This is a genomic window from Kribbella sp. NPDC050124 (genome assembly GCF_044460355.1).
Classification (GTDB): Bacteria; Actinomycetota; Actinomycetes; order Propionibacteriales; family Kribbellaceae; genus Kribbella.
The window spans coordinates 311,104-337,780 of record NZ_JBITJU010000005.1 but is presented as its reverse complement, the minus strand read 5'-3'; the positions used below and the strand labels follow the sequence as shown (position 1 = coordinate 337,780).

At 68.8% G+C, this 26,677-nt stretch carries 24 protein-coding genes and 2 pseudogenes; 6 read left to right on the top strand and 20 right to left on the bottom strand.

What is annotated here, in order from left to right; translation table 11 throughout:
* Positions 1-10: 10 nt before the first annotated feature.
* Positions 11-1,303: a protein kinase gene (locus ACIBL3_RS16190; RefSeq protein WP_396354161.1), complete on the bottom strand. Its 1,293-nt coding sequence runs from the start codon at positions 1,301-1,303 to the stop codon at positions 11-13.
* A 142-nt stretch (positions 1,304-1,445) separates the two neighbouring features.
* Complete coding sequence (locus ACIBL3_RS16185) at positions 1,446-2,891, bottom strand: Gfo/Idh/MocA family protein (RefSeq protein WP_396354159.1); 1,446 nt, start codon at positions 2,889-2,891, stop codon at positions 1,446-1,448.
* A gap of 129 nt (positions 2,892-3,020) precedes the next feature.
* Here ACIBL3_RS16185 and ACIBL3_RS16180 point away from each other — a divergent pair, with 129 nt between their 5' ends.
* On the top strand, positions 3,021-3,875 hold the full coding sequence (locus ACIBL3_RS16180) for a carbohydrate kinase family protein (RefSeq protein WP_396354158.1): 855 nt from the start codon (positions 3,021-3,023) through the stop codon (positions 3,873-3,875).
* Positions 3,876-3,885: 10 nt separating this feature from the next.
* On the top strand, positions 3,886-4,803 hold the full coding sequence (locus ACIBL3_RS16175) for a pseudouridine-5'-phosphate glycosidase (RefSeq protein ID WP_396354157.1): 918 nt from the start codon (positions 3,886-3,888) through the stop codon (positions 4,801-4,803).
* Positions 4,804-4,841: 38 nt separating this feature from the next.
* Here the strand turns inward: ACIBL3_RS16175 and ACIBL3_RS16170 are convergent, their stop codons facing one another.
* The 10 genes and pseudogenes from ACIBL3_RS16170 to ACIBL3_RS16125 form a co-directional block, all read right to left on the bottom strand.
* Entirely contained in the window at positions 4,842-5,498 is a 657-nt protein-coding gene (locus ACIBL3_RS16170) for an ATP-binding cassette domain-containing protein (RefSeq protein WP_396354155.1), read from the bottom strand.
* A 262-nt stretch (positions 5,499-5,760) separates the two neighbouring features.
* Positions 5,761-6,486, bottom strand: a complete 726-nt coding sequence (locus tag ACIBL3_RS16165; RefSeq protein ID WP_396354198.1) for a GAF and ANTAR domain-containing protein — start codon at positions 6,484-6,486, stop codon at positions 5,761-5,763.
* A 107-nt stretch (positions 6,487-6,593) separates the two neighbouring features.
* A pseudogene (locus ACIBL3_RS16160) lies at positions 6,594-6,932 on the bottom strand (GvpL/GvpF family gas vesicle protein); the annotation flags it as partial.
* Between the two features lie 106 nt (positions 6,933-7,038).
* Positions 7,039-7,254 (bottom strand): annotated as a pseudogene (locus ACIBL3_RS16155) (GvpL/GvpF family gas vesicle protein); the annotation flags it as partial.
* An 8-nt stretch (positions 7,255-7,262) separates the two neighbouring features.
* Positions 7,263-7,397: a hypothetical protein gene (locus ACIBL3_RS16150; protein WP_396354153.1), complete on the bottom strand. Its 135-nt coding sequence runs from the start codon at positions 7,395-7,397 to the stop codon at positions 7,263-7,265.
* A gap of 23 nt (positions 7,398-7,420) precedes the next feature.
* On the bottom strand, positions 7,421-7,546 hold the full coding sequence (locus ACIBL3_RS16145) for a hypothetical protein (RefSeq protein WP_396354151.1): 126 nt from the start codon (positions 7,544-7,546) through the stop codon (positions 7,421-7,423).
* A gap of 17 nt (positions 7,547-7,563) precedes the next feature.
* The gene (locus tag ACIBL3_RS16140) at positions 7,564-7,776 is read right to left on the bottom strand and encodes a DUF6458 family protein (protein ID WP_396354150.1); all 213 of its coding nucleotides are present in this window, start codon (positions 7,774-7,776) and stop codon (positions 7,564-7,566) included.
* Positions 7,777-7,919: 143 nt separating this feature from the next.
* Positions 7,920-9,128, bottom strand: coding sequence for a serine/threonine-protein kinase (locus ACIBL3_RS16135; protein WP_396354148.1), 1,209 nt, complete (start codon positions 9,126-9,128; stop codon positions 7,920-7,922).
* A 33-nt stretch (positions 9,129-9,161) separates the two neighbouring features.
* Positions 9,162-10,496 carry an aspartate aminotransferase family protein gene (locus tag ACIBL3_RS16130; RefSeq protein ID WP_396354147.1) on the bottom strand — a complete coding sequence of 445 codons (1,335 nt, stop codon included), beginning with the start codon at positions 10,494-10,496 and terminating at the stop codon, positions 9,162-9,164.
* Positions 10,489-11,991 (bottom strand): CoA-acylating methylmalonate-semialdehyde dehydrogenase, encoded by a 1,503-nt coding sequence (locus ACIBL3_RS16125; protein ID WP_396354146.1) that lies wholly within the window; start codon positions 11,989-11,991, stop codon positions 10,489-10,491. The genes ACIBL3_RS16130 and ACIBL3_RS16125 overlap by 8 nt, the downstream gene beginning before the upstream one ends.
* A 112-nt stretch (positions 11,992-12,103) precedes the next feature.
* Between ACIBL3_RS16125 and ACIBL3_RS16120 the strand changes: the two genes are divergently transcribed.
* Positions 12,104-13,642: a PucR family transcriptional regulator gene (locus tag ACIBL3_RS16120; protein ID WP_396354145.1), complete on the top strand. Its 1,539-nt coding sequence runs from the start codon at positions 12,104-12,106 to the stop codon at positions 13,640-13,642.
* On the opposite strand, the gene ACIBL3_RS16115 is transcribed toward ACIBL3_RS16120, so the two are convergent.
* From ACIBL3_RS16115 to ACIBL3_RS16080, 8 genes are all read right to left on the bottom strand, one after another.
* Positions 13,639-14,304, bottom strand: a complete 666-nt coding sequence (locus ACIBL3_RS16115; RefSeq protein ID WP_396354143.1) for a GntR family transcriptional regulator — start codon at positions 14,302-14,304, stop codon at positions 13,639-13,641. The genes ACIBL3_RS16120 and ACIBL3_RS16115 overlap by 4 nt on opposite strands.
* A gap of 62 nt (positions 14,305-14,366) precedes the next feature.
* Positions 14,367-15,284, bottom strand: coding sequence for a D-2-hydroxyacid dehydrogenase (locus tag ACIBL3_RS16110; protein ID WP_396354141.1), 918 nt, complete (start codon positions 15,282-15,284; stop codon positions 14,367-14,369).
* Positions 15,281-16,159: a carbohydrate ABC transporter permease gene (locus ACIBL3_RS16105; RefSeq protein WP_396354139.1), complete on the bottom strand. Its 879-nt coding sequence runs from the start codon at positions 16,157-16,159 to the stop codon at positions 15,281-15,283. The genes ACIBL3_RS16110 and ACIBL3_RS16105 overlap by 4 nt, the downstream gene beginning before the upstream one ends.
* Positions 16,160-16,169: 10 nt before the next feature.
* A complete protein-coding gene (locus ACIBL3_RS16100; protein WP_396354137.1) occupies positions 16,170-17,072 on the bottom strand; it encodes a carbohydrate ABC transporter permease in 903 nt (300 codons plus the stop codon).
* Positions 17,069-18,367, bottom strand: coding sequence for an ABC transporter substrate-binding protein (locus tag ACIBL3_RS16095; RefSeq protein ID WP_396354135.1), 1,299 nt, complete (start codon positions 18,365-18,367; stop codon positions 17,069-17,071). The genes ACIBL3_RS16100 and ACIBL3_RS16095 overlap by 4 nt, the downstream gene beginning before the upstream one ends.
* Positions 18,368-18,377: 10 nt before the next feature.
* Entirely contained in the window at positions 18,378-20,198 is a 1,821-nt protein-coding gene (locus ACIBL3_RS16090) for a hypothetical protein (RefSeq protein ID WP_396354133.1), read from the bottom strand.
* Entirely contained in the window at positions 20,195-21,043 is an 849-nt protein-coding gene (locus tag ACIBL3_RS16085; RefSeq protein ID WP_396354131.1) for a 2-hydroxy-3-oxopropionate reductase, read from the bottom strand. Before ACIBL3_RS16085 ends, ACIBL3_RS16090 begins: the two co-directional genes overlap by 4 nt.
* Positions 21,040-23,142 carry an alpha-amylase family protein gene (locus ACIBL3_RS16080; protein WP_396354129.1) on the bottom strand — a complete coding sequence of 701 codons (2,103 nt, stop codon included), beginning with the start codon at positions 23,140-23,142 and terminating at the stop codon, positions 21,040-21,042. Before ACIBL3_RS16080 ends, ACIBL3_RS16085 begins: the two co-directional genes overlap by 4 nt.
* Positions 23,143-23,218: 76 nt before the next feature.
* Between ACIBL3_RS16080 and ACIBL3_RS16075 the strand changes: the two genes are divergently transcribed.
* From ACIBL3_RS16075 to ACIBL3_RS16065, 3 genes are all read left to right on the top strand, one after another.
* On the top strand, positions 23,219-24,022 hold the full coding sequence (locus tag ACIBL3_RS16075) for a hydroxypyruvate isomerase family protein (RefSeq protein ID WP_396354127.1): 804 nt from the start codon (positions 23,219-23,221) through the stop codon (positions 24,020-24,022).
* A gap of 74 nt (positions 24,023-24,096) precedes the next feature.
* Positions 24,097-24,411, top strand: a complete 315-nt coding sequence (locus ACIBL3_RS16070; protein WP_396354126.1) for a hypothetical protein — start codon at positions 24,097-24,099, stop codon at positions 24,409-24,411.
* 29 nt (positions 24,412-24,440) lie between these two features.
* Positions 24,441-26,657 carry a hypothetical protein gene (locus tag ACIBL3_RS16065; RefSeq protein WP_396354125.1) on the top strand — a complete coding sequence of 739 codons (2,217 nt, stop codon included), beginning with the start codon at positions 24,441-24,443 and terminating at the stop codon, positions 26,655-26,657.
* Positions 26,658-26,677 lie beyond the last annotated feature (20 nt).

Sequence of the window (26,677 nt, the reverse complement as noted above, 5' to 3'; positions counted from 1 at the left end):
TGTCTCCTCCCTAGTCCGCGCCCGGGGATCCGTTGCCTTGGGCGCCAGGTGTCGCGGACTGTGTCGCCGGGGTGCCTGACGGGGACTCGGGTGGTGGGGTGCTCGAAGGAGCGGTTGTGGACGGCTCCTCGGTGGGGGTGGCCGAGCTGGTCGTCCGGGTAGGTGTCGGGGTGGCTGACGTGGGCGGCGTGGACGACGGCGTCGTGCTCGGCTGCGACGGGGTCTCGGAGGGCGTCGCGGTCGTCGGGGTGGTCCGGGTCGTCGTGCCGGGCTCGGTCCGGTCGGTGGTGGTCTCGGAGCCGGTCGCGGTCGGGGCTGTGGTCGGTGGATTGGAGGTGACGCTGGGCTGGGGGCCGACGTCGGTGGTGGGCGGTGTCGGCGACTCACCGTTGAGCGCGACCGCCGCCAGGACCGCAGCCGCCGTCGCGAGTACGGCGATTGCGCCGGCCAGCAATGCTTTCCGCTGCGACAGCGGCTTCGGTGGCGGCGTAGCTGCGACCGGCTCGGCACGCAAGGAGCCGGCCGCGATCTCGGCGGCGGTCGGGCGCTCGGCGGGGTCCTTGGCGAGCATCCGGAGCAGGACCGCCTCGAACGTGCCCGCGAGCTCGGGGCGCGTCAGGCTCGGCGGTGCCGGGGTGGCGTCGACATGCTGGTAGAGGATCGCGGTCGGGTGCTCCGCGGTGAACGGCGGTCCACCGGTGACCAGTTGGTAGAGCACGCACCCCAGCCCGTACACGTCCGCGGCCATGCCGGACTGACTGCCCATGGCCCGCTCGGGCGCGAGGTAGAGCGTGCTGCCGATGATCGCGCCGGCTTCGGTGAGGGTGGTGGCCCCATCCCCCGGCAGGTGCGCGATGCCGAAGTCCGCGACCTTGACGGTCCCGTCGGCGGCGATCAGCAGGTTGCCCGGCTTCACGTCCCGATGGACGACCTCCTCGCGGTGCGCCGCGGCGAGACCGGCGGCCGCCTGCTCGATCAGGTCGATCGCCCGGTCCTTCGGCAGCGGCCCGTGCGCGGTGAGCTCGTCGGCGACGGTCCCGCCCTCGACCAGCTCCATGACCAGGAAGAACCCGTCGTCGTGGTTGCCGAAGTCGTACACCGACACCACGTGCCGGTCGTTCAGTCGCGCGGCAGCGCGCGCCTCACGGTGGAACCGCTCCGCCGACCGCGGGTCACGGTCGGTGGACAGCAGCAACTTCACCGCGACCGGACGTCCGAGTTGTTCGTCGGTGGCGCGGAACACCTCGCCCATCCCGCCCCGGCCGATGGATGGGCCCAGTCGGTACCGCTTCGCTACCAGCATTCAGACACCCGTACCCACCGCAACCGCGCACCAACCTGTCCCCGTCTCGGAAGCAGGCAATGCTACCGGCAGTCAGCGAACAACCCACATTCACCGACTGCCGGCCAGCTGCGGGTAGCGTGGTTCTCACTAATCGTTCATGTCATCGCTCCTCGAGCCACGGGTCGGCCGGGCGCGAGCGGTCGAACGTCGGCCGGGCCTGCTGCCAGTGGCCCCGGGTGAAGTCCGGGACCTTCACCGGTCGCAGCTGCTTGGTCTTCATCGACTCGTGGCTGAGCGGGATCACCGAGCACCACGCCGCCGAGTCGTACACGTCGATGTCCGGCGTCATCCCCAGCCGCATCAGCTGGACCAGCCGGAAGATCGACACGAAGTCGCCGCCGCCGTGACCGCCGTACTGCTCGGCCAGGCGTTCCAGCGCGGGCCACAGCCAGTGGTCGTGCTGGGTCAGGATGCTGTTGTAGGCGCTCCCGGTCCGCCAGCTGTGGTTGTTGTGGCCGAGCGACTCCAGGTACACCCGGGCGTTGTCGAGCTCGATGGACCCACGGGTCCCGGTGAGCGTCGTCTCCCGCGTGTACGGGTGCGGCGAGTTCACGTCGTGCTCGACCCGGATGAACCGCCCGGACGTCGTCGTGACGAACGCGGTATGGCGGTCGCCGGAGATGTACGGCGCGTCGTCCCAGGACGAGTGGTCCGGTCCGACCCGCGAGTCCTCGGACCGGAACAACGCCAGCGCCTTCGGCGGCGTGGCCACCGCGACCAGTTCGTCGAAACGGTCACCACGGTTGATCCCCATCGCAGCCGAGACCGGACCGAGGCCGTGCATCGGGTAGTGCAGCGCGTTCATCCGGGTCTGCCATCGGCGGCGCCAGTACTCCGGGTAGTACGCGCCGCCGAAGAAGTACGGCCAGCGCAGGTCGTGGATGTAGCCGCCCGACCCATGCTGCACGTCGCCGAACAGGCCGGCCTTCACCATGTTGAACAGCTGCAGCTCGGGCCGGAAATAGTTCACGTTCTCCAGCAGCATGCAATGCTTCCGGGTGCGTTCCGACGTCCGCACCAGGTCCCAGATCTCGTGCAGGTGCGGTGAGATCGGCAACTCGATCGCGACGTGCTTGCCGTGCTCCATCGCGGCCTTGGCCTGCGGGTAGTGCCACTCCCACGGCGTCGCGATGTAGATCAGGTCGATGTCGTCGCGCTTGACCAGGTTGAGGTAGTCCTCCTCGCCGTTCGAGTAACCGGCCGGCGGGGTGTCCTGGAACCCCTGAGCCATGATCCGGCCGATCGTGCGCTGGACCTGGGCGGGGCGGATGTCGCAGACGGCGGTGACGGTGGACACGGCGCCGAAGCGCACGTCCTGGCCACCGCCACGGTTGCCCAGGCCGATCAGCCCGACCCGGACGTTCTCGAAGCCTTCGAACGGCACGTCGACCATCGGCTTCTCGTTCTGGTCGCGCGCCGGTTCCGCGACTGAACCGGCGAGCGCGGTCTCGCCGACGGCGGCGCTGATTCCGGCGCCCGCGCCGACTGCGGCGCCGGACCTGAGCAGGTCCCGGCGCGAGGGGGTGTAACGACTCGGAGACGACACAGCGATCACTTCCTTGGACGGTAGGCGTGACTGAACTTGTCTCGTTGCTTGTCGTAGCGAGCAGTATTGATCACTGTGATACCGCTGACAAGGCCGTGGCGCCGGTCCGATCACTCGTAGAGTGCTGCCGTGACTCTCGTGTGCATCGGCGATCTGGTCGAAGACGTCGTCGTCTGGTCCGACAGTGGGGTGCGGTTCGGGACGGACAATCCGGCCCGGATCCGGCGGACCCGCGGTGGGGCGGCGTCGAACGTCGCGGTCTTCGCGAGCAGCCTCGGTACGCCGGTCCGGTTCATCGGACGAGTCGGTGGCGACACCGTCGGCGAGGCGCTGGTCCAGGAGCTCACCAAGGCCGGGGTCGACGCAAAGGTGCAGCGGGCCGGCCGGACCGGGAGCATCGTCATCCTGGTCGACGACCGCGGCGAGCGCACGCTGTTCCCCGACCGGGCGGCTGCCGCCGAGCTGAGCAACGTACCGGACGCCTGGATCTCCGGCGCGGCGGCGGTGCACCTCTCGGCGTACTCACTCGTCGGCCCGTCCTGGCCGGTCCTCCGTCAGGCCGCGGACATCGCGCACGCCGAAGGCGCGATCGTCACCCTCGACGCCGCGTCGGTCGCTCTCATCGACGCGATCGGCCCCGAGTCCTTCCGCAACCTGATCAGCAGCCTCCGGCCCGCGTACGTGTTCGCGAACGGAATCGAGGCCGACGCCGGCTCCCTGCGCGACCTCCCCGGTACGACGGTGATCGTGAAGAACGGCCTGCATCCCACCGAGATCCATGCCGATGGCAACAGTTCCGCGACCGTCCCGGTGCCGCCGGTCGACGAAGTGCGCGACACCACCGGAGCCGGCGACGCCTTCGCGGCGGGCTTCCTGTCCGCCGTCCTCGACCACGCCGACGTCGTCCAGGCAGTCGAAGCCGGCCACCACCTCGCCAGGCGGGTCCTCACCGAACCTGGCGCCACCCTGACCACCGATGTATGAGGGAGCAGTCTTGACCGACATCATCCTGTCCGACGACGTGTCCCGCGCGCTGGCCGAAGGTCGTGCCGTGGTCGCCCTGGAGTCGACCATCTTCTCGACCCTCGGGCTGCCCGTCCCCTTCAACGCCGAGGCGCTGGAGATCTGCAAGCAGGCGATCCGCGCGCACGGCGCCACCCCGGCGGTGACCGCCATCCTCGACGGCCGTCCGCACGTCGGCCTCACCGCGGACGAGGAGAAGCGGGTCCTGCTGGGCACGCGGAAGATCGCCGAGCGCGATCTGGCCGTTGCCCAGGCGCAGCGCTGGGACGTCGGCGTCACCACGGTGTCGGCGACGGTCGCGCTCGCCCACGCGGCCGGCATCTCGGTGTTCGCGACCGGCGGGATCGGCGGCGTACACCGCGGGTCCGAGGTCACCGGCGACGTCTCCGCCGACCTCGATGCCATCGGCAACCACCCGGTGATCACGGTCTGCGCCGGCGCGAAGGCGTTCCTCGACCTGCCGCGGACCCTGGAGTACCTGGAGACCATCGGCGTACCGGTGCTGGGCTGGCAGCACGACTGGTTCCCGGCCTTCTACACGCGGTCCAGCGGGTTGCCGGTGCCGCACCGCGTCGAGGACGAGCAGGTGGTCTGCGACGTACTGCGCTTCCGCACCCGGCCGGACACCGGGGTGCTGCTGACCGTCCCGATCCCGGTCCCCGACGAGATTCCGGCCGCACGGATCGACGCCGTACTCACGACTGCCCTGAACGCGAGCAGCGAGGCCGGAATCACCGGCCCCGCTGTCACGCCGTACGTGCTGGAGCGAATCGAGAAGGAGACCGACGGGGAGAGCGTCCCGGCGAACCTCGCGCTCGCCCGCAACAACGCCGATCTGGCCGCCCGAGTCGCCGTCGAGCTCAGCCGTCGTTCTCAGCCGAGGGAATGACTGCGCCCGGGACGTCCTGAGGAGCGAAGATCTCGGTCTCACCCGGGTAGGGCTTGGACCAGTCGTGCGCCTGGTACCAGTCGAAGTGGTTCAGCTGCGCCGGGTTCGCGAAGTCGGCCGCGAGCGTCGCCGGGATCGGAGGTGAGCAGCCGGTAGTCGAGTTCACGGCTCTCGGCGGCGAGCTTGGTCAGCGGACCGGAGAACGCGACTCGTCCGGTGGCGAGGATGGTGACCTCCGAGCAGAGCGTCTCGACGTCGTCCATCCGGTGGCTGGACAGCACCACCGCTGTACCGTCCGCGGCCAGTCGGGTGAGGACGCCGTACACATGCTTCTTGCCGGCCGGGTCGAGGCCGTTGGACGGCTCGTCGAGCACCAGTAGGCGTGGCGTGGTGAGCAGGGCGGCGGCCAAGCCGAGGCGTTGGCGCATTCCGAGCGAGAACCCGCGGACGCGGTCGTCGGCGACATCGGTGACCCCGACCTGGTCCAGGGCGTCGGCGATCCCCGCCGTACCGAGGCCGCGGAGCCTGGTCAGCGCGGCGAGGTTCTGCCGTGCGGTGAGCGAGGGATACAGCCCAGGACCGTCGACGAACCCGGCGACGCCATCGGGTGCCGCGAGTGCGCGACCGACCGGCGTACCGAGGATCTCGAGGCTGCCGCTGTCGGCGACGGCCAGCCCGAGCAGCAGCCCGAGCAACGTGGTCTTGCCGGCGCCGTTGGGGCCGACCAGCCCATGGATCTGGCCGGGCGCGACTCCAGCTCGACGGCGTCGAGGGCGACCACCGCACCGAAATACTTGCTGATCCCACGAGCACGAACTGCGGCGGAGGTGCCCATCGTCCCCTTCTTCGGCGCCGGTGTTTGACCCAAATACATTAGGCACCAATACAATTGGGTTTGGGCACCAAGACAACTCAGCTCGGGAACGAGCAGGCGAACACTCGGGGAACGAACCGCCGTCAGCGCGGCAGCAGGCGGGTCTCGATCAGCTCCTGGGCGACGTCGCGGAGCTTGCGGTTGTGCTGCTGCGAGTACCGCTTGAGCACCTCGAACGCCTGGTCGCTCTCCAGGTCGTAGCGCTCCATCAGGATGCCCATCGCCTGGCCGACCAGCTTGCGGGCGTCGATCGCCTGCGCCAGTGAGGCCTCCTCGCGGGCTGTGGCGATCGCCACCGCGGCATGCCGGGCCAGGATCTCGGCCACCGCCAGGTCGTCGGGGCCGAAGGCGTTCGGGGTGTCGCCGAACAGACTCAGCACCGCCGCGACCCGGCCGCCGACCAGCAACGGCAGGTGCACCACGCTGCGGACTCCCACCGCCCGCGCCTGCTCGATCCAGGCAGCCGGCCAGTCGTCGTCTGCATCCACGTCGGCGACCACGACCAGGCGCTGCTCCCGGACCGCGGTGATCAGCGGGCCCTCGTCGGCCTCGATCTGCAGCCGGTACAGCGCCGCGACCCGCGGATCGGTGGACGCCAGCACCTCCGGCCGCCCGCCGGCCACCAGCGTCACCCCGGCCGCGGTGCACTGGAGCGCGGCCAGCGCGAAGTGCACGACCGCCTCGACCGTCTCCTCGACGCCCTCGACGTCGTGCAGCTCCGTCGCCAGCTGAGCGAACACAGCAGCACCCGCGCGGTCACGACCTTCGGCCGGATCGGCAAGCGTGCTCGGCTCTTCTCCGTCCGCCACACGGCAATCATCCACCCGCGCGGCCGGAAAAGCTGTCAGCCCGGCGTACCGCCTTCTCGAGCTCGGATCCACCAGGCTGGGTTCGGTCCGCGCCGCCGCATCGACCGTCATGGCTTGTCCAGTACGGCGAACGAGTACGGCGGCCAGGGTCCGTTCACCTCGAGGTCGAAGGACGGGTACTTGGCCCGCAGCGCGTTGACCAGCTCGAAGAAGTCGGTACGGCGGTCGTCGTCGACGAGGAACGTCGCGTTCAACGCGATGCTGTCGCTGCGACCGGTCAAGCGCGAGTCCTGCAGTGCGAGCCGCCGAGTCGCCGCGGCAGCCGGCACCAGGTCCCAGAACAGCTGGTCGGCCAGCGCCTGCTGATCCACCGCGGCCTCCTGACGACCGCGAATCTCCGCTCGACGGCGCTCCAGGTAGGCGACCCCGGAAGCCGGCGACTCCGCCTCGACCGGCGCCGGGGGCGTCGACCGGGTCCGGGGGCGTCGACCGGGTCCGGGCGAAGACCTTCACGCTCCACTCGCTGCGCCGGTCGATCCGGTCCAGTGCCAGCACGAGGTCGTCGTACAACTCCTCGATCCGGTCCCGCGCGGCGTCGTCGGAGTGGTAGATGGTGACCAGCCGGAACGGTGCGAGCGCACTCGTGACCGCTGCCGCCCGGCGGACGATCTCGTCGTGGCGGCGAGCCGTCTGCTCGACCCAGGAGAGGCTCTCCAGGTTCTGCCGCAGCGCGAACTCGCCGAACTCCTGGAGTTCGACCGTGCTCACGACGGCGATCAGGTCGCGGTGGGAGATCGTCCGGACCGGTGGTCGGCGACGCCGTCCAGCTCGGCGAAGCGCAGGTAGGTCTGGACACTCGCCACCACGATCCGCGGTGCCGGCTCGGAGGTTCTCCAAGTGGCTTCAGGCAACGAACGTGGTGTTCGGCTGCGGATCACTCCGCCAGTGCGGCGATCCGCCGGAGCATCGGAATGCTGGGAAACCGGTCCTCGGCCACCTTGTCGAGCAAGGCGTCCAGCAACAGTTCGCGGGGTGCCGGCGGCTTGCGTGTGTCAGCCATGATCGCTCCCTCTCCGCTCACTCGCGCAGGTCGCGGCGTTCGTGCACGGAGGTGTGCGTGGTCCGGCTCCGCTGGTTCGCGAAGATCAGCGCGACCGCGAGACCGATCGCGCCGGCGCCCATCAGCACCCACCCGACCGCGGTCAGGTCGACGCCGCTCAGGCGATCGGACACGGCAAAAGCCAGCACGCCACCGACGGCGAGCAGGAAAACGGATACACCGATCCCCATGGAATCCTCCTAACGACCCGCCCCGTTCCGAATGTGCGACAAGAACGCGGTACCCACACGAAATTCGGCAAAACGACGAACAAGCCGCCTACTTTCCGCAAAGAAACGAGTGCACTACGCAGCGGTTCAAGTCGAGACAGAATTCAGTTGCCTGCGTCCCCTGATTTCTTCGGCTTCGCGGCACCCTGCTTCGCCTTCTTCGCACCCTTCGCCGTGGCCTTCGTCCCCGCTGAACCGGGCCCCGCTTTCGGCCCGGCCTTCTGCTTCGGGGCAGCCTTTGCCTTCCCAGGTCCGGAGTGCTCCTGCTCTGTCGTGGGCCGACTGCTGGTCGTGGTTGGTGACGGGCGGGTCGGCGGCGGCGCTGTCGGCGTACCAGGAGTTGTCACGGGCTGCAGATCGTTTGTCGCCGGCAACTGGACGCCTCTGGTCTCCAGAATGATGCCGATGGTTGCCGACAGCACCAGCGCGATGCCTGCGGCAATTGCGGCGACCACGGGCCGCGATCTGGTTCGCCGTACCGGGAGCAAGCTGGTTGTCTGGTGGGTCGGTGGTCGCTCGCCGGCGACGATCTGCGCCGCGGTCGGTCGCCGGACCGGATCCTTGGCGAGCATCCACAGAATCAGCGCCTCGAGCTCACCGTCCAGGCCAGGCTGGAACTCGCTCGGTGGCGCCGGCTCGTTCTGCACGTGCTGGTACATGATCGCCGCCGGGGACTCACCCGTGAACGGTGGACGCCCGGTGACGAGCTGGTAGAGCACACACCCGAGCGCGTACACGTCCGACGGCGGCTCGGCGGGCTCTCCCCTGGCCCGCTCGGGCGACAGGAAGTAGCTCGTGCCGATGATCTGCCCGGTCATCGTCAGCGTCGTCGTGGTCTCGTGCAGGAACCGGACGATCCCGAAGTCGGCAACCTTCACGGTCCCGTCGTCGGCCAGCAGCAGGTTGCTCGCTTTGATGTCGCGATGCACGATCCCCCGCGTGTGCGCGGCCGCCAGCCCGGCGGCTGCCTGCCGGACCACCTGCTCGGCGCGTTCCGCCGGGAACAGTCCGTTGCGCTCGAGCTCGTCGGCCACCGAGTGCCCGCTGACCAGCTCCATCGCGAGGTAGTAACCGGCGCCGTACGCGCCGAAATCGTAGGCGGCGACCACGTGCCGGCTTCGAATCCGGGCCGAGGCCTGCGCTTCGCGGAGGAACCGCTGCGACACCGCCAGCGACTGCGGCGCCGGCAGCATCAGCTTGACCGCGACCTCTCGGCCCAGCACCTCGTCGGTGGCGCGGTACACCTCGCCCATCCCACCCCGGCCGAGCAACTCCCCCAGCCGGTACCGTCCACCCTCACCAACACGCTCCACCGCCTGTCGGTACCCCGCCCCTAACCCCGCGGGTCAGCAGTTCACACTTGGCACCTTTCCGGCGACTTCGGTGAGGGTTTGGTCGAGAATCTCCAGTCCTTCGCGTGCCTCGTCGGGTGTGATCGTCAGGGGTGGTACGACGTGGACTCGGTTGAAGTTCGTGAAGGGCAGGAGGCCGCGGCGCTGGCAGCCGGCGACGATGGCGGCGAGCTGCGGGCTGCTTCCGCCGTACGGCGCCAACGGCTCACGAGTCGCGCGGTCGGACACGAGCTCGAGGGCCCAGAACACACCAGTCCCCCGGACCTCACCGATCCACTCATGCTTGGCCGCCAGCTCCCGCAGCCCCGGCCCGAGTACATCGTCACCGAGCGCTGCAGCGTGCTCGACGATCCCTTCGTCCTCCATCGTCTCGATCGTGGCGACCGCTGCCGCACACGCGAGCGGATGACCTGAGTACGTCAGACCGCCCGGATAGGGCCGATCCGCGAACGTCCGGTAGATCGGATCGCTGATCGCGACACCGCCCAACGGCACGTACCCGGAGTTGACCCCTTTGGCGAAGGTCAGCAGGTCCGGCACGACGTCGGCGTGCTCGATCGCGAACCACTTGCCGGCCCGCCCGAAGCCGGCCATCACCTCGTCGGCGATCAGCGTGATCCCGTGCCGGTCGCACAGCTCCCGCACGCCCTGGAGGTAACCAGGGGGCGGGATCATGATTCCCGCCGTCCCCGGGATCGACTCGAGCATGATCGCCGCGATCGTCCCTGGTCCCTCGAGCGTGATGACCTGCTCGAGATGCGCCAGCGCCCGGTCGCGTTCCTCTTCCTCGGTACTGGCCGAGAAGGCACTGCGATACAGGAACGGCCCGAAGAAGTGGACGGTGCCGGCGGACCCGTTGTCGTTCGGCCACCGGCGCGGGTCGCCGGTGACGTTGACGGCGAGCTGGGTGCCGCCGTGGTACGAGCGGTACGTCGACAGTACCTTGTGCCGACCGGTGTGCAGCCGGGCCATCCGGATCGCGTGCTCGTTGGCGTCGGCGCCGCCGTTGGTGAAGAAGATCCGGTCGAGATCACCCGGGGTGTGCGACGCGATCAGCCGGGCGGCCTCGGACCGGGCGCTGTTCGCGTACGCCGGCGCCACCGTGCACAACGTGGCCGCCTGCTCCTGGATCGCCTTGACGATCCGCGGGTGCTGGTGACCGAGGTTGGTGTAGACGAGCTGGGAGGTGAAGTCCAGCAGCCGGTTGCCCTGCCCGTCCCAGACGTAGGAGCCGGCCGCCTTGGTGATCACCATCGGGTCGAGGTTCGCCTGCGCGGACCAGGAGTGGAAGACGTGCCGGCGGTCGAGTTCGTAGGTGCGATCAGACATTCTGCGGGAACCCCAGCTCGAGGCCACCCGCCGGGCGGGCGGCCGGGTTGATCCAGCGCGAGGTGACGACCTTCGCACGGGTGAAGAAGTGCACGCCCTCGGCGCCGTGGGCGTGGGTGTCGCCGAACAACGACCGCTTCCAGCCACCGAAGGAGTAGTACGCGACCGGCACCGGGATCGGCACGTTCACGCCGATCATCCCGACCTGGACGTCGTTCTCGAACCGGCGGGCCGCGCCGCCGTCGTTGGTGAACACCGCGGTCCCGTTGCCGTACTGGTTGTCGTTGATGAGGGCAACGGCTTCGTCGTACGACGAGACCCGGACGACCGACAGCACCGGGCCGAAGATCTCCTCGCGGTAGATGTCCATCTCCGGGGTCACGTGGTCGAACAGGGTCGGGCCGAGCCAGAAGCCGTCCCGCCCGCCCTCGGCCTGCACCTCACGGCCGTCGATCACGAGCTTGGCGCCGGCCTGCTCGCCGGAGTCGACGAACCCGGCGACCCGGTCGCGATGTGCCTTGGTGACCAGCGGGCCCATGTCGACGTCGCCGGTCCCGTCGCCGGTGCGCAGGGTCCGGGTCCGCTCCGCGATCCGCGCGACCAGGTCGTCGGCGATCGGCTCGACCGCGACCAGCACGCTGATCGCCATGCACCGCTCGCCCGCGCTCCCGTACCCGGCGTTGACCGCAGCGTCCGCCGCCAGATCCAGATCGGCGTCCGGCAGCACGACCATGTGGTTCTTGGCGCCACCCAGAGCCTGCACCCGCTTGCCGTGCCGGCTGGCCTCCTCGTAGACGTACTCCGCGATCGGCGTCGAGCCGACGAAGCTGATCGCCGCGACGTCCGGGCTCTGCAGCAACGCATCGACCGCGACCTTGTCACCCTGCAGCACGTTGAACACGCCGTCCGGCAGCCCGGCGTCCTTCCACAGGTTCGCGATCCACAGCGCCGCCGACGGATCCTTCTCACTCGGCTTCAGTACGACGGTATTGCCCGCGGCGATCGCGATCGGGAAGAACCACATCGGCACCATGGCCGGGAAGTTGAACGGGCTGATGATGCCCACCACACCGAGCGGGTCGCGCCGGGAGTGCACGTCGACCCCGGTCGAGGCGTTGCCGGACTGGGCGCCCTTGAGCAGGTGCGCGATCCCGCAGGCGAACTCCACGACCTCCTGACCACGCGAGACCTCACCCAGCGCGTCCGAGTGCACCTTGCCGTGCTCGGCGGTGATCAGCGTCGCCAGCTCGTCCTTGCGGCTGTTCAGCAACTCGCGGAACGCGAACAGGATCTGGGTACGACGAGCCAGCGAAGTGGCCGCCCAGGACTCGGACGCCTGCTTGGCGGAGTCGATGACGAAGCGGGCGTCGCGGTCACTCGCGAGAGCGACGCGACCGGAGACATCGCCGGTGGCGGGGTTGGTGACATCGGCCCACAGGTGCGACGTGCCGTCGTACCCGGCGCCGTCGGCCCAGTGCGTGATGGTTGAGGTCATGAGGCAGCTCCTTCGGGGTCAGCCCTCATGGTCACCGCCCCCGCATTCCGCCTGGCGCTGCAGAATGTAGGATTCTTGCTCAATACCCGACGATGTGTCGGAGGTTTGACGGATGGCGATTCTGACCGTTGCCCAGGTCCTCGCTATGCCTGTGCTGCGGGGCGCCCGGCCTGAGGTCCTGGCCGGAGCGGCCGGGCTCGACCGCGAGGTCCGCTGGGTCCACTCGGGCGAGATCGCCGACATCGCGACACTGCTGCGCGGCGGCGACCTCCTCCTGAGCACCGGCATCGCCCTGCCCGACACCGTCGAGGGGCTGCGGGACTTCGCGGCCAGTCTTGCTGAGAGCGAGGCCGCCGGCCTGGTGATCGAGCTGGGCCGCCGCTGGCGGCAGGTGCCCGCCGGGCTGGTCGACGCCTGCGAGACGGTCGGGCTGCCGTTGGTCGCGCTTCACAGTGAAGTACGGTTCGCCGCGATCACCCAGGCGGTCGGCGAACGCATCGTGGACGAGCAACTGCAGGAGTTGCGCGAGACGCATCGGGTGCACGAGACGTTCACCGAGCTGAGCATCGCGGAGGCCGGTCCGCAGGAGATCCTCGAGGCCGTGCAGCGGTTGGCCGGGTCGGCCGTCGTACTGGAGAGTGAGCAGCATCAGATCCTCGACTACCGCTCGGGGCCGGGAGACGTCGAGGAGTTTGTTGCCGACTGGGCGGCGCGGTCGCGGGGCGTGCAGGTCGATGGCCGGACCGGATGGGACGAGCGCGCCGGATGGCTCGTGACTCGGCTGGGCAAGCGCGACCGCGGGTGGGGGCGGCTCGTCGTCCAGGCACCGGCCCGTCCGTCGCAGCGGCTGATCGCGCTGACCGAACGCGCGGCCGCCGCGCTGGCCATGCACCGGCTGCACGACCGGCACCGCGACAGCCTGGTGCGTCGCGTCCACCACGAACTGCTGCTTGGCCTGCTCGCGGATCCCACCGATCCAGAGGTACTGCGCAGGTGTGAGCTGTCCGGCGTCCCGCTGGCGAAGCGTCAGTTCATCGGGTTGACGGTGCGACCCCGGGCTGACGTGCAGGACGTGCTCGCCGCGGTGGTGCATGCGGCGTACGAACTCAAGGTGCCGGCTCTGGTCTGCGAGATCGACCGCGACGTCCGCGTGCTGCTCTCCTGTACGGCGTCCGCGAACGCCGACCGCATTGCCGACAACCTGGCGGCCAGCGTCGCCCGGCGTCACTCGGTCGCGATCGGCGCCGGTCGGCCGACAGCCAAGACCGCCGAGGTGGACCGCACGCTCAAAGAGGCGCAGCAGGTGGTCGAGTCAGTCCGCGCGGACGCCTCGGACCGAGTCGTGCATCGCCTCGAGGATGTGCACCTGCGTGGCCTGCTCACTCTGCTCGGGGACGACGAGCGGCTCCGTCTGTTCGTCGCACGCGAGCTCGGCCCGCTCAAGGAGAACGGCCTGCTCGACGCCGTCCGCGCGCTCGTCAACCACCCGACAAGCAAGTCCGACGCCGCCGCGTCGCTGCACATCTCCCGCCCGGTCTTCTACGACCGCCTGGCCAAGGCAGGCCAGCTCCTCGGCGCCAACCTCGACGACCCGGACATCCGGGTCTCCCTCCACGTCGCCCTGCTCGCCGACGAACTACAGGCTCACTAATCCTTGGGCAGCGAGTTGAGCAGGCGGGATTGGGCCTGCTCCAAGTGGTAGGCGAGATGCTCGGCAGCACCGGCGGGGTCGCCGTCCTCGATTGCCTTGAGGATGGCGGCGTGCTCGGAGGCGACCGTGGACGGCTCCGCGGTGCGGTGCGCCTGGTACTGGCCCATCGTCAGGTGGACCTCGCCGATGATGAGCTCGTGCATCCGGGACAGCCGCCGGCTGCCGACCGCCGCCACCAGCGCGGTGTGGAACGCGATGTCGGCCTCGACCTGGTTCTCGAACACGTGGTCGCGGGCGGCGTACTCGATCGCGACCTGCGCCCGCGCCGCCGCCGGTGGGACCTCCCCGGTCTCGGCGAGGGTCGACACCGCGGCCCGTTCGATGGTCACCCGGCTGAAGAACAGGTCGCGGATCTCGTCCTGGTCCAGCACCGGGACGACGGCGGTCTTGTGCGCCGTACGACGCAGCAGCCCGAGCGCGGTCAGCCGCTCGAGCACCGCCTTCGCGGTCGGCCGCGCCACCTTGTACTCGGTGGCGAGGCGGACCTCGGTGAGCTTCTCCCCCTGCGGGATGTCGCCGTTCACGATGCGCTTGCGGACGGACTCGTACATCGCATCGGTCAGCGAGGACGGGCCGAGCTCGAGGCCGGCTTCGGTACCCACAGCACCCCCAACACGAAAAAGTCTGGTCACGAAATGTCTGGCAAGTGTACTGGTCAACTCACTCAGTATCCGGCAGCCTTGTCGACCACGTTGTGCAGCGACTCACCGGCGACGAACCGGCGCAGGTTCTCCAGCACGATCTCCTCGCCGCGGCGCGCCGTACCATGGCTGGTCGCGCCGTTGTGCGGGGTGACGATGACGTTCGGCAACGACCAGAACGGGCTGTCGGCGGGCAGCGGCTCGACGCCGTGCGCGTCCAGCCCGGCACCCGCGATCTGCCCGCTCCGCAAGGCCTCCAGCAGCGCGTCGTCGTCCGCGATCCCGCCGCGCGAGATGCAGATGAAGTATGCCGTTTCCTTCATCCGGGCGAACGCGTCGCGGTCGAACACCCCAGCCGTCGACGGCGTCCGCGGCGCCGTGACCACGACGAAGTCCGACTCGGCCAGCATCTCGTCGAGTCCGCAGACCTGGTCGACGTACGGCGACGGCTGCTCCGGGCGACGTCGTACGCCGAGAACCCGCATGTGGAACGCCTTCGCCTTCTGCGCGAGGTCGATCCCGGAGTTGCCGAGACCGTAGATGCCGAGCGTCCGCCCGGCCAACTCGCCGTGCCGGTAGTGGTCCCACCGCCTGTCGGCCTGCGCCCGCATCCAGCGCGGCACGTCGCGGTCGAGCATGAGCATCAGCAGGATCGAGTGCTCGGCCAGCGAGATCCCGCCGTTGCCCGCCGACGACGTCAGCACGACCGGCGACGCCAGCATCTCGGACGTCAGGTCGGCGTCGACACCGGCCGACGGGCTGTGCACCCAGCGCAGCCGGGGAGCCTTCGCCAGGACGTCCGGTGGGACCCGGCCGATCACTGCCTCCATCTCACCGAAGACGTCCGCGGCGTCGTCCAGCCGGTCGACGAACCGGAGGTCCACGTCCGGGGCGGTCTCCTGGTAGCGGGCCGGCTGCCTGCCGACCACGACGACGATCACTTCAGCCCCGTGGTGGCGATACCGCGGATCAGGTGCTTCTGAGCCAGCGCGAAGAAGATCAGGATCGGGATCAGTGACAGCAACGACATGGCGAACAGCATGCCCACCCCACTCTGGGTCTCGGAGTCGACCATGGAGTTCAGTGCCACCGGGACGGTGAACGCACTCGTTCTGGTCAGGTAGATCAACGGTACGAAGAAGTCGTTCCAGGTCCAGATGAAGGTGAAGATCGTGGTCGTCACCAAGGCGGGCCGCATCAGCGGCAGGACGACGTACCAGAAGGTCAGGAACGGGCCGGCGCCGTCGATCCAGGCGGCCCGGTCGAGCTCACGCGGCAGCGTCCGGATGAACTGCACCATCAGGAAGACGAAGAAAGCGTCGGTGGCCAGGAACTTCGGGATCAGCAGCGGCCAGTAGGTGTTCACCAGGCCGAACTGGGAGAAGAAGATGTACTGCGGGATCACCAGCACATGGAACGGCAGCATCACCGAGGCCAGCGTGATCGCGAAGTACACGTTCCGCATCCGGAACTGCAGCCGCGCCAGCGCGTACGCCGTGAGCGAGCAGGAGAACAGGTTGCCGACGATCGACCCGACGGTGACCAGCAGCGAGTTCACGAAGAACACCGAGAACGGCCGGTTCAGCGCGTGCCAGCCGTCCTTGAAGTTGTCGAACGTCAGGTCAGTCGGGACGATGCCCGGCTCGGTCAGGATCTGGTCGGCCGGCTTGAACGCGCTCACCACCATCCAGACCAGCGGATAGATCATGAACGCGACGAACACGCACAGCCCGGTGTGTTTCAGCGCTGACTTGATCCGGCGCTGCCGGACCGGAGCCGGTCTGGTGATCACTTCGCCCGCGGTGAGAGTTGCCATCAGCTATCTCCTAGTTGTCCCCGTAGAAGACCCAGTACTTCGAGACGAGGAAGTGCAGCGCGGTGATCGCGGCGATCGCGACCATCAGCACCCAGGCCAACGCGGACGCGTAGCCCATGTCGAAGGCAACGAACCCCTGCTGGTACACGTACAGCGTGTAGAACAGCGTCGAGTTGGCCGGTCCCCCGGTGCCGCCGCTGATGATGTGCGCCTGGGTGAAGGTCTGGAACGCGCCGATCGTCTGCAGGATCAGGTTGAAGAAGATGATCGGCGTCAGCAGCGGCACGGTGACATGCAGGAACTGCTTGACCACTCCGGCGCCATCAACCCGGGCGGCCTCGTACAACTCGTCCGGGATCTGCCGCAGGCCGGCCAGGAAGATCACCATCGGCGAGCCGAACGTCCACACGTTCAGCACGATCAGCGTGGCCAGCGCCGTACTCGGGTTCTGCAGCCAGCTCTCGCCCTGGATCCCGATCAGCGCCAGGCCCTTGTTGATCAGGCCCTCGTCACCGAAGATCTCTCGCCACAGGATCGCGATCGCGACACTCGACCCGAGCAGCGACGGCAGGTAGAACGCGCTGCGGTAGAACGCCAGGCCGCTCAGCCCGCGGTCGAGGATCAGCGCCAGGAGCAACGCGAACCCGAGCTGCAGCGGGACGGACACGAGGACGTAGACCAGGGTCACCCGTACGGAGGCCCAGAACTGCTCGTCGTGGACCATCCGCTGGAAGTTCTCCAACCCGGACCACTCCGGCGGGTTCAGGATGTCGTAGTCGGTGAACGCCAGGTACAACGAGGCGAACAGCGGTACGGCGGTGATCAGCAGGAAACCGAGCTGCCACGGAATGAGGAAGACGTGGGCAGCCCGGCCCTGCCGATTCAAGTGGAAGGTGGGTCTCCGGCTCATCATTGTGCTCGCTTGATCCCGGCCGCGATCTCGTCCACGAGCTTCTTCGCGCCGTCCGGGACCGTGGTCTTGCCCAGCGCGATCTCCTCGCAGATGCGGCTGGTCGCCGTACGCCAGGTGCTCGATCCGGGCGGCGCCTCGTAGCGCGGGTTGCGCTGCGCGGCGCGCTCCTTGGCGACCACCGCGAGCATCTCCTTCTCGTCCTGGCTCGCGAACTCCTGTGCCTGCTCGGCGACCTTCGGGTTGGTCGGGGCGCCCATCGTCAGCCGGACCGTCTTCAGCATCTCCGGGTTGTTGACGCTGTAGTCGAGCACCTTGCCGGCCGCCTCGAGGTTGGCGTCGTCGATCCGCTGGTAGATCGCCATTCGCGGGAAGTACAGATACTTGTGCCCGTCCGCCGCGGTCGGCGCGACCGGGGCCGGGCGCAGCCGGAACCGCTCCTGCGGGAACATCTTCGCGTCGTCGATGATGTGGTTGGAGTTGCCGAAGTTGACCAGCACCTTCTTGCCGACCTGGGCCCAGTCCGGCCCCATCCCCTCCTGCTCGCTCAGCGACAGCGCGGCACCGGCCTTCCGCAGCTTCTCCCACCAGTCGAGCCAGCTGCCCAGTCCGTCCACGGTGAACCCGACCTCCCCATCCTCGGTCCACAACTGCTCACCGCGCTGCCGCAGCCACGCCTCGAAGGTCAAGTCGTGATCGGGTGCGTACGGCACGCCCTTCCGCTTGCCCGGGTTGTTCTTGCTGTAGGCAACCAGTAGGTCGGCGAGGCTGTCCCAGGTCCAGCCGGGCCCCTCGGCAGGGATCGTGACGCCGTCGGCCTGTGCGACGGTCTCGTTGTAGCGGATCACCGGGGTGAAGATGCCGAACGGCAACGTGTTCAGCTCCCCGGCGAGCTTGAACGTCTCCAGGTCTTCCTTGCTGTAGTCGTCCCACGTGAACGTCGGGAGGTCGTCCAGCTTCCGGTACAGCTTGCTCTTGTGGTACGTCATCACCTGCGGTGACGCGATCCAGAAGATGTCCGGCACGTCGCGGGCCGCGATCTGCGTCGTCATCCGCTCCTGGAAGGCGGTGTAGTCGGCGAACTCCGGCTCGATCGTGATCGACGGATTCGCCGTACTGAACTGCTTCAGCGCCTTGGTGTAGTTCTGCTGCCGAATACTGTTCCCCCACCACGCGTACCGCAACGTGACGTTCTCCCCACCCCCACCCGACGGCCCACCGCCACTCCCACTGCAGCCGACCAGCCCACCCGCGGCCCCCGACACCACCACAAGCTTGAGAAACCCTCGTCGATCCATGACGCTCTCCTCACACACAGACCAGTAGTTCGAACAAGCCGATCTCCGGTAGACGGACCCGCCCGTCGGCAACCGGCAGCCGCGCACCCGACCGCAGGGCGTGTACTTCGCGTACGCCGTCCGGGAGCCGGAGCTCGGCCGGACCGATTCGCACGGGCGGTGCGAATCGCTGGTCGGTGTCCCCCGATCTGTTCAGCAGGTGTACGACGAACCCGGCGGCGGACCGGCCGAGCACGATCTCCACCTGCTCCGGCAGGTCCGTCTCCACCTGCGGACCACCGGCTCTCACCACCTCGTCGACGAAGAGGTCGCGGTGCACACTCAACCCGACCTCGCGATACGACCGCCCGACCGTCCACGGCAGCAGCGTGACGTTGCCTTGCCGCACGACCCCGGGATGCTCCAACTGCACATGCCCGTAACACTTCTCCGGCGGCCCGTACGGCGCTCTGGACAAGGCGCGCAGGCCGACCTCGGCCGAGGTCTCGACCACGTGGAAGGCGCCGAACACCGGGATGCCACCCTCCAGGTGCAGCGACCGCGTAGCCTCTTCCGTCTTGTAACTCGCAAGCCGAGTGATGGACAGTCGCGCCACCTCCGTGGCACCCGTGGCGACGATCCCGCCGCCGTAATCACCGAGATCGACCGCCCCGAGATCCGGCAGTACGACGACCCGGTAGCGACTGAGGTCGGCTTCGAGCAGCCGATCCTCCGGAAGAACGTCGAACGGCACGTGCCGTTGGAGCAACGACAGGTACAGCCCCTGAAACTCCGCCGAGTTGTCCCGAACCAACAGGGTCTCAGCGGCCGGGACCAGGTCCGTGTAGACGTCGGCGTGGTCCCGATGGAACCGGGTCAGCTCGCCCGCGACCTGCAGGCACGCGTACGGATTGTCCGATGGCGTGCCCATGATGTACGTCGAGGGATTCGCACCGCGAGCGATTGCCTGGAGCAAGTACTGCGCGAAGTGGTTCGGATCCTCGCTCGCCATCCGGTACGGCATGTCGACGAAGCCGACCGAGTTCGTCAGCACCGGCACACTCGGGCGATAGGTCTTCGCCGCGCTCACGCTCTCGCTCGTGCGATGGTGCCACAGCGGCCGGCCGACCGCGTTGTTCGCCTCGTGGAAGACGATGTCGGCCTGATCGCCGAGCACCAGGGGCGCCTCGGGTCGCCGGGCCGCGAGATGGTCCCGGATCCGCTGGGTCAGGTCGGCCAGCACACCCTTCGAGAACCGTTGCCAGTCGGCGTAGTTGTCCGAACTCCTGCCCTCCGGAAGCGGTTCGCCGTACGCCGCCACGCAGTTCACGCAGTGGCAGACACCCCAGTAGCGGCGGCTGTAGTCGACCTCGTTGAACGACATCCAGTTGCAGAAGAAGCCGTCGAGCGGATAGCGGTCGAGCACTTCGTCGAGTACGTCGAACAGCCGCAGCTGGTAGTAGTCGCCGCTCGGGCAGACACTCGTCAGGCCGTTGTAGACCTGAGCCTCACCGGTCGGCGCGACGAAGCACCAGTCGGGATGAGCCTCCGCGCGCCGATGGTCGATCTTGGAGAAATCCATCCGACCCATCACCCGGATCCCCCGCCGGGCAGCCGCCTTCACCGCATCGCCGACCAGGTCGCCGGACGGACGCTCGGCGAGGTACGGGTTGCGGGTCTGGAAGTCGAGGTCGGTCGGGTAGTTCGACAGGATCCCGCCCACACTCAGCAGCCAGGTGTCGGCGCCGAACTCCACCAGGTAGTCCAGCACCTTCTCGACATCCAGGCCGGCGTCGATCTCGCGCAGGTTGGTCTGGAACATCCGGAAGGGTTCATGCCACCACAGCCTCATTCGCGTCCCCTCCGCAGCGTCTTGTAGAGCGCCGAGTGGTCGAGGTCGCCGTCGCCGTCCGCGATGGCCGCGTTCATCAACTGCTGAGTCGCGGCGGTGCTCGGCAGCGCGAGATCGAGGTCGGCCGCGGCCTGGACGGCGAGGCCGAGATCCTTGCGGTGCAGGCGAATCCGGAAGCCGGGCTCGAACGTCTCCCGCACCATCCGCTCGCCGTGCAGCTCGAGGATGCGCGAGCTCGCGAACCCACCCATCAGCGCTTCCCGGACGACGGCCGGATCCGCGCCGGCCGCCTTCGCGAACAGCAAGGCCTCGGCGACGGCCTCGATGGTGAGACCGACGACGATCTGGTTCGCGACCTTCGCGGTTTGGCCGGCGCCGGTGCCGCCGATCAGCGTGATGTTCTTGCCGAGCGTCTCGAAGATCGGCCGGGCCCGCTCGAACACCTCCGGTCGCCCGCCGACCATGATCGTCAACGTCGCGTTCCGGGCGCCGACCTCGCCCCCGGACACCGGCGCGTCCAGGTAGTCGCAGCCCTGCTTCTCGATTCGAAGCGCGAACCCCTGGGTCGCGGTCGGCGAGATCGAGCTCATGTCGATCACCAGCGAACCGGGCCGCAACCCGGCCGCGACACCATCGGCCCCGAACAACGCGTCCTCCACGTCCGGGGTGTCGGGCACCATCAGGATCACGACGTCGGACTGCTCCGCCGCCTCCTTGGCCGATCCGCACACGTGGGCCTCGACGTCGGTCCGCCCGCGGTAGACCGAGAGCTCGTGGCCGGCGGCAATCAAGTGCTCGGCCATCGGCCGGCCCATCACGCCGAGCCCGACGAAACCGATCCTCATGCGTGACCCCAATCGACGTGCACGATCTCGAGCAGTCCTGCGGTCGGGATGACCACCTCGGCCCGGCCGTCCGCGACCGTCGGCTCAACGTCCACGTCGGCGACCAGCAGCCGCACCTTCACCCGATCGGCCGGTACGGCGATAGACACCGTCTGCGGAGGCAGCGGGAGCGTCTCGCGGATCGGGCCGCGCATCGCCATCGGGTTCGTGAGGTTGACCAAGGCAACGGCCACACTCGTCTCCCCCCGATGGACGGCGACGTCGAGCAGACCCGCTCCTTCGACAGTCACCTCCGGCGTCTTGCCCAGCGCCCACCCGACCGCGTTCGCGATCAATCGCCCGTGATCGGCCTGCAGCGCCTCCCAGAAGATCGCGCCGAGGTTGAACGGGAAGTAGACGGTCCGGCCACCGTTGGCGTTCTCGGTGCAGATCACCGCCGGCCGGTCCGGCGCGTCGCGCTGGTAGACCTCCTCCATCGGCAGGTCCGGAAAGTCGGGGATGAACCGGAACGGCACGACCGCGACGGCATCGGCCTCGACGCCGAGGATGCGGGTGCCGCCAATGATCCGGGTCGCGCCGTCGAAGCCCTGGTTCAGCGCGTGCGAGTCCATCAGCGCGATGTAGTTGTTCTTGACCGCGCGACTCGACTCGGTCAGCCGGATCCCCAGCGCCTCGCCGAGGCCGAAGTCGTCACGCGCCCGGCCGCGCTCGTCGTACAGAGAGGTCTCGTACGCAGCCACGAGCGAGCCGCCGTTGTCGACGTACTCCTTGAGTACGGCGCACTGCTCGTCGCTGAGCTGCTCGGCGTTCGCCAGCACGACGACCTTGAACGGGCGGAGCCGGTCGGCAGACAGGACCTGGTCGGAGATGAACTCGAACGGGACGCGAGCCTCGACCAGCGCCTGGTAGAAGCCGTCCTCGTGGTCACCGCGGTGGTCGTTGCGCAGCTGGCCGGCGCGGGTCGGATCGAGCAGCGCGACCTCGGCCGTGATGTGGAGGTCCTTGAGCACCGGCTCGACCTTCGCGTGCAGGGTGAACGCCTCGACGATCGGCTCCACCCAACGCCGGTCCGGCACACTCGCATTGAACTTGGTGAACCACGGCAACGCGCCCTGGGCGAAGCCGTCGACGATCCACGTCTTCACTTCCTCGCCCGGTGCGACCGAGTCCTTCCAGCGGTACTGGTGGTGTTCGGGACCGACCGAGGTGATCAGCCGGACCGGGCGGTCGGGGAAGACCCCGCGGTTGCGCTTGCCGTTACGCCCCGCGCCCCAAGGCGCCTCGATCCCGGACCGGCCCTGCTTGTCGATGATGAAGATCGGGTACAGCCGTTCGGCCAGTCCGCGGTCGAGATCGCGGGCGGCCAAGGCGCCGAGGTTCGGGATGAACCGCGCGTGCGGGCGGATGTCGCGGACTGCCTGGTCCCAGATCCCGACCAGCTCACTCAGCCGGCGGCGGCGCCACCCGACGTACTCGTGCCAGCCCTCCGCCTGCTCGGCGACCGGCAACTCCAGACCGGTGTCGTCCCGGAACGACCGCCGGGCCGCCTCGCTGTACGAGATCCCGTAGTACCCCTCCCACCGATTCGCGAAGATCGCGTCCACGTCGTACTCGCGGACGATCTCGCGCGCCACCTCGGTGATGAACTCCCGGTGGTACGACGTGAACGCGCACGTCAGCCAGATGTCCGGATGCGCCCAGTGCTCGAGCGGGTTGCCGTCGAGGTCGCGAGCCAGCCACTCGGGATGGGCAGCCGCCGCGTCCGCGTGCACCGCGTGCGGGTCGACGCGGGCCATTACGCTCATCCCGAGACTGCGGGCGCCGTCGACCAAGGTGCCGAACGGGTCGGTGTCGGCGAGGTACTTGCTGCGGTAGTGGTACTCGAGTTGCGTCGGGTAGTACGCGATGTAGCCGCCCGCGCTGATGCAGGTCGCGTTGGACTGGCTGCTGCGCATCAGGTCCAGCCAGAAGTCGGCGTCGAAGTGCAGCGGATCGTCCTCGGCCAGCGTGATCTGCGCCCATCGGGTCGCCTCCGACGGCCAGTCGGGACCGCGGTGCCCCGTCGTTCTGGTCGCCTGCGGGGTGGACTCTGTGTGCATTGCACCTCCATCGCCGGGTCCGTCGATTGTCAGACAAGATTGCACGCCTGGCAAGAGCTGGTGTTAGGCTTCTCACGTGGAGTACCGCGGACATCAGCTGAGTGCGAACGTCTCGATGCTGTTCACCGAACTGCCCTACCCGGAGCGGTTCGCGGCGGCCGCGCGGGCCGGTTTCACGACGGTCGAGTCGTGGTGGCCGTTCGCCGTACCGGATCCGCCGGCGGCCGAGCTCGACGCCTTCGTGCAGTCGGTCGAGGCCGCGGGGGTGTCGCTGAGCGCGCTGAACTTCTACGGCGGGGACATTCCGGCCGGCGAACGTGGCGTGGCCTCGCATCCCGATCGGCAGGACCAGTTGGCCGCCAACGTGCGGGCTGTGGTCGCCATCGCGGAACGCACCGGGTGCCGGCTGTTCAACCTGCTCTACGGCCAGCTCGACGACCGCTGGTCACCGTCGCTTCAGGCCGACACGGCGGTCGAGGCCATTCGCTCAGCGGCAGCAGCCGTCAGCCACCTCGGCGGGACCGTCTTGATCGAGCCGCTCACCAAAGGACTGAACGGCAACTATCCACTGCTCACGGCGGACGACGTACTCGCGATCCTGCACGGACCGCTGAAGGACGTCGACAATGTCTCCCTGCTCTTCGACACCTTCCACCTGGGCAGCAACGGTGTCGACCTGATCGAAACCGCAACCACCTTGGGCGCCGGCCTGGCCCACGTCCAACTGGCCGACTCCCCCGGTCGCGGCGAACCAGGCTCCGGCGCCCTCCCGCTCACCCAGACCCTGGACGCCCTGAAGACTGCCGGCTACCAGGGCCTGGTCGCCTGCGAGTACAAACCGACCACCGACACCACGTCGAGCCTGAGCTGGCTCGACTGACCTCGCGCAGCGCCTTGACGAGGTCACGCTGGGCGTCGATCGTTGGGGGAGCATGAGAATGCCGAGGGGGAATCATGCCGGGGGCGTCTGGACGGCCTTCTTTACAAGGCCAGTGGCGACGACTGTCCACTGCTGAGTGCGCCGGGCGGTATCCGGCCGAGCTCACCTTCGTCGCCGCGACGTACCGCGGCGTCCGTGGTCCGGATCAGGGAATGATCTGGTGGGATGCCGGGACGTATCGACTCGCCGACGACCAGACCCTGGTCCTGAGTACGGCGACCGACGAACTGGTCGAGTACGTCGTCGAGCTCACGCCGCAACGCTTCACGTTCACCGACCCGGACGGATGTGAAGTCGTGTACGAGCGCATGACTCCTCCCCCGCCGTAAGCAGGGGTCCATTTCCAAGGGGGAGAAAGATGTCCAGTGGTCACGAACTGTCCGGCATCGGCGCTGTCGAGCCGCCGGGCGTCCCGCTCGCTGTCCCGATCGCGTTCGAGTCCGAGCAACCGGACCCCGACGCGCCGCCGATTCCCGGGCCGGATCCAGGGCCGTTCCCGCCGTCCGGTCCGCCCGAGCTGCCACCGATCCCCGTCAAGCCGTGCAACCTCGGGTTCAAAGACGGCTGCTACGCGGTGACGTTCAAGCCCAAGGGCGCGGTCCGGCCACTGGTGGGCACGCTGCGGGTGGACCGCGGCGCCCCGGACGCCGGGCCGGACGGCGTCATCGTCAGCGGCGACCTCTACACCGGCGCACCGCCGTGGGTCGTCCAGCCCGCCGCCGGCCCCGCGCCCGGGCAGGGTGGATCCGTCGCGGCATCGCTGAGCCGCGGCGGCCTGCCGTTCGAGCTGCTGCCGGTCCGCAGGATTCCCATCCACCCCAGGCAGCGCTACCACTCCTACCTGAGCGGAACCCGGCTCTCGGTGCCCGCGTTCTCTGTCGGGAACCGCCCCTGCCAGCTCACCATCGACGTCGACCAGTTCGACTACACCCAGCCGGCCGCCGGATCGCACGAGGGTTCCTTCCCCGCGTCGCCGAGCCGCAGCCTGCGCTTCGTCCTGCATCGAAGCAGCCCGGGCTTCCCGCACCCGGTCTTCGGCGGCCCCAGCTTCCAGGGCCGCGTGTTCCAGGGCACCGTGGACCGCGGATCGATCACGCTGACGTGGGTCTCGTCGTACCTGCGACGGGCCGTCCTGGAGATCGACGTACTCACCGGGGCGGTCGGGCCGGCCCCGGTCCCGCACCCGTCGGGGACCGGCAGCGAGTACTTCGACACCGTCTTCGCCGGCGCCCGCTGGGAGCTCACCGTCGAGGAGGACCAGGTCGATGTGCCGGTGCCGGGCGGCGTCGACCCGAACATCTGCTGGTCGAGTGCCGACCTGCACAACCTGATGTCGACGGTTCGCAAGGCTTCCACGAATCTGGACACCGAGTGGCGGACCCATCTGATCGTGGTGCCGGCCGCGATGGGGTGCTCCAGGGGCGTGATGTACGACCAGATCGACGTACCCCGCGAAGGGTCGGCGAGCTTCTCCAACGACGGCTACCCGGCCTCGCACTCCAGCAACTTCGGGACTGCCGAGGACGAGATGCAGCGCGACGTGCCGCGCGCGTACCTGCGGTCGGCCAGCCACGAGGTCACGCACGCGTTCAACCAGATCCACCAGGAGAGCGAGACTTCGGCGGACAACTCGATCATGACCACCACGCCGAGCGTGGCCGACGTGCTCGGCGGACCCGCCACCGGCGCGCCCGGGGTGTTCCCGGACCAGATCAACCTCGGGTTCAACACCACCGTCCGCAACCACCTGGCGCACATGCCGGACCCGGTGATCAGGCCGGGTGGCTGGCCGTTCGCCAGCTGGTTCCCGTCCGGTGCGCCGCAAGCCGGTGACCGGGAGCTGTTCGACGCCTCCGAGCTGTCGCTCGAGGTCACCGTCGACAACGCACGAGCCGCCTTCGGTGCACCGGTCACGGTGACCTGGACGCTGACGAACACCTCGGACGCCGAGCTCGTCGTACCCAACGACGTCCGGCTGGAAGGGCTGTTCGCCACCATGACCGTCACCGACGACCGCGGCAGCGAGCGCCCCGTCCGGCCGTTCGTGATCGAGTGCGAGGCCGTGCGGCTCGCGCCGCTCGCCGCCGGCGGCCAACTGACAGCTAGCTACCGGCTGTTCTGGAGCACCGCCGGGTTCGCCCTCGACCGGCCCGGCCGGCACCTTGTCAGCGCGGCCGTGACCTGGTCGACCGCGGGCGTTCCGGTCGGCGTCACCGGCCAGGTCGAGCTGTGGGTGGACCACCCCACCAACGACGCCGAGAACCGGGACGCCGCGCTGGCGATGAACCCGGAGGTCGGCAAGTGGGTCGCCCTCGGCGGCGGCGCCTACCACCTCACCGAAGCGGTCGACCGGCTGACCGCCCTGGCCGGGGGCGGAGCCGACCTGGCCGGTGGCGGAGCCGGCCTGGAAGCCCGAGCTGCCGATGCCGGCCCCCCGTCACGAGTCGCCGACGCCTTCGCCGGCCTACTGCCCGACCGCGGTGCCGGGACGGCCGACTCGCCCGCCAAGCGGGCCCGCCGCGCTCCGGCCAAGAAGACGACCGCCCGCAAGACGGCAAAGAAGACCGGTCGCTAGCACGCCATGGGTGCGTAGTT

Coding starts and splice junctions, on each gene's coding strand:
- ACIBL3_RS16190 (WP_396354161.1), bottom strand. CDS start 1,303: ATGCTGGTAGCGAAGCGGTACCGACTGGGCCCATCCATCGGCCGGGGC.
- ACIBL3_RS16145 (WP_396354151.1), bottom strand. CDS start 7,546: ATGGCTGACACACGCAAGCCGCCGGCACCCCGCGAACTGTTGCTGGAC.
- ACIBL3_RS16140 (WP_396354150.1), bottom strand. CDS start 7,776: ATGGGGATCGGTGTATCCGTTTTCCTGCTCGCCGTCGGTGGCGTGCTG.
- ACIBL3_RS16130 (WP_396354147.1), bottom strand. CDS start 10,496: ATGTCTGATCGCACCTACGAACTCGACCGCCGGCACGTCTTCCACTCC.
- ACIBL3_RS16125 (WP_396354146.1), bottom strand. CDS start 11,991: ATGACCTCAACCATCACGCACTGGGCCGACGGCGCCGGGTACGACGGC.
- ACIBL3_RS16120 (WP_396354145.1), top strand. CDS start 12,104: ATGGCGATTCTGACCGTTGCCCAGGTCCTCGCTATGCCTGTGCTGCGG.
- ACIBL3_RS16105 (WP_396354139.1), bottom strand. CDS start 16,159: ATGGCAACTCTCACCGCGGGCGAAGTGATCACCAGACCGGCTCCGGTC.
- ACIBL3_RS16100 (WP_396354137.1), bottom strand. CDS start 17,072: ATGATGAGCCGGAGACCCACCTTCCACTTGAATCGGCAGGGCCGGGCT.
- ACIBL3_RS16095 (WP_396354135.1), bottom strand. CDS start 18,367: ATGGATCGACGAGGGTTTCTCAAGCTTGTGGTGGTGTCGGGGGCCGCG.
- ACIBL3_RS16090 (WP_396354133.1), bottom strand. CDS start 20,198: ATGAGGCTGTGGTGGCATGAACCCTTCCGGATGTTCCAGACCAACCTG.
- ACIBL3_RS16085 (WP_396354131.1), bottom strand. CDS start 21,043: ATGAGGATCGGTTTCGTCGGGCTCGGCGTGATGGGCCGGCCGATGGCC.
- ACIBL3_RS16080 (WP_396354129.1), bottom strand. CDS start 23,142: ATGCACACAGAGTCCACCCCGCAGGCGACCAGAACGACGGGGCACCGC.
- ACIBL3_RS16070 (WP_396354126.1), top strand. CDS start 24,097: ATGCCGGGGGCGTCTGGACGGCCTTCTTTACAAGGCCAGTGGCGACGA.
- ACIBL3_RS16065 (WP_396354125.1), top strand. CDS start 24,441: ATGTCCAGTGGTCACGAACTGTCCGGCATCGGCGCTGTCGAGCCGCCG.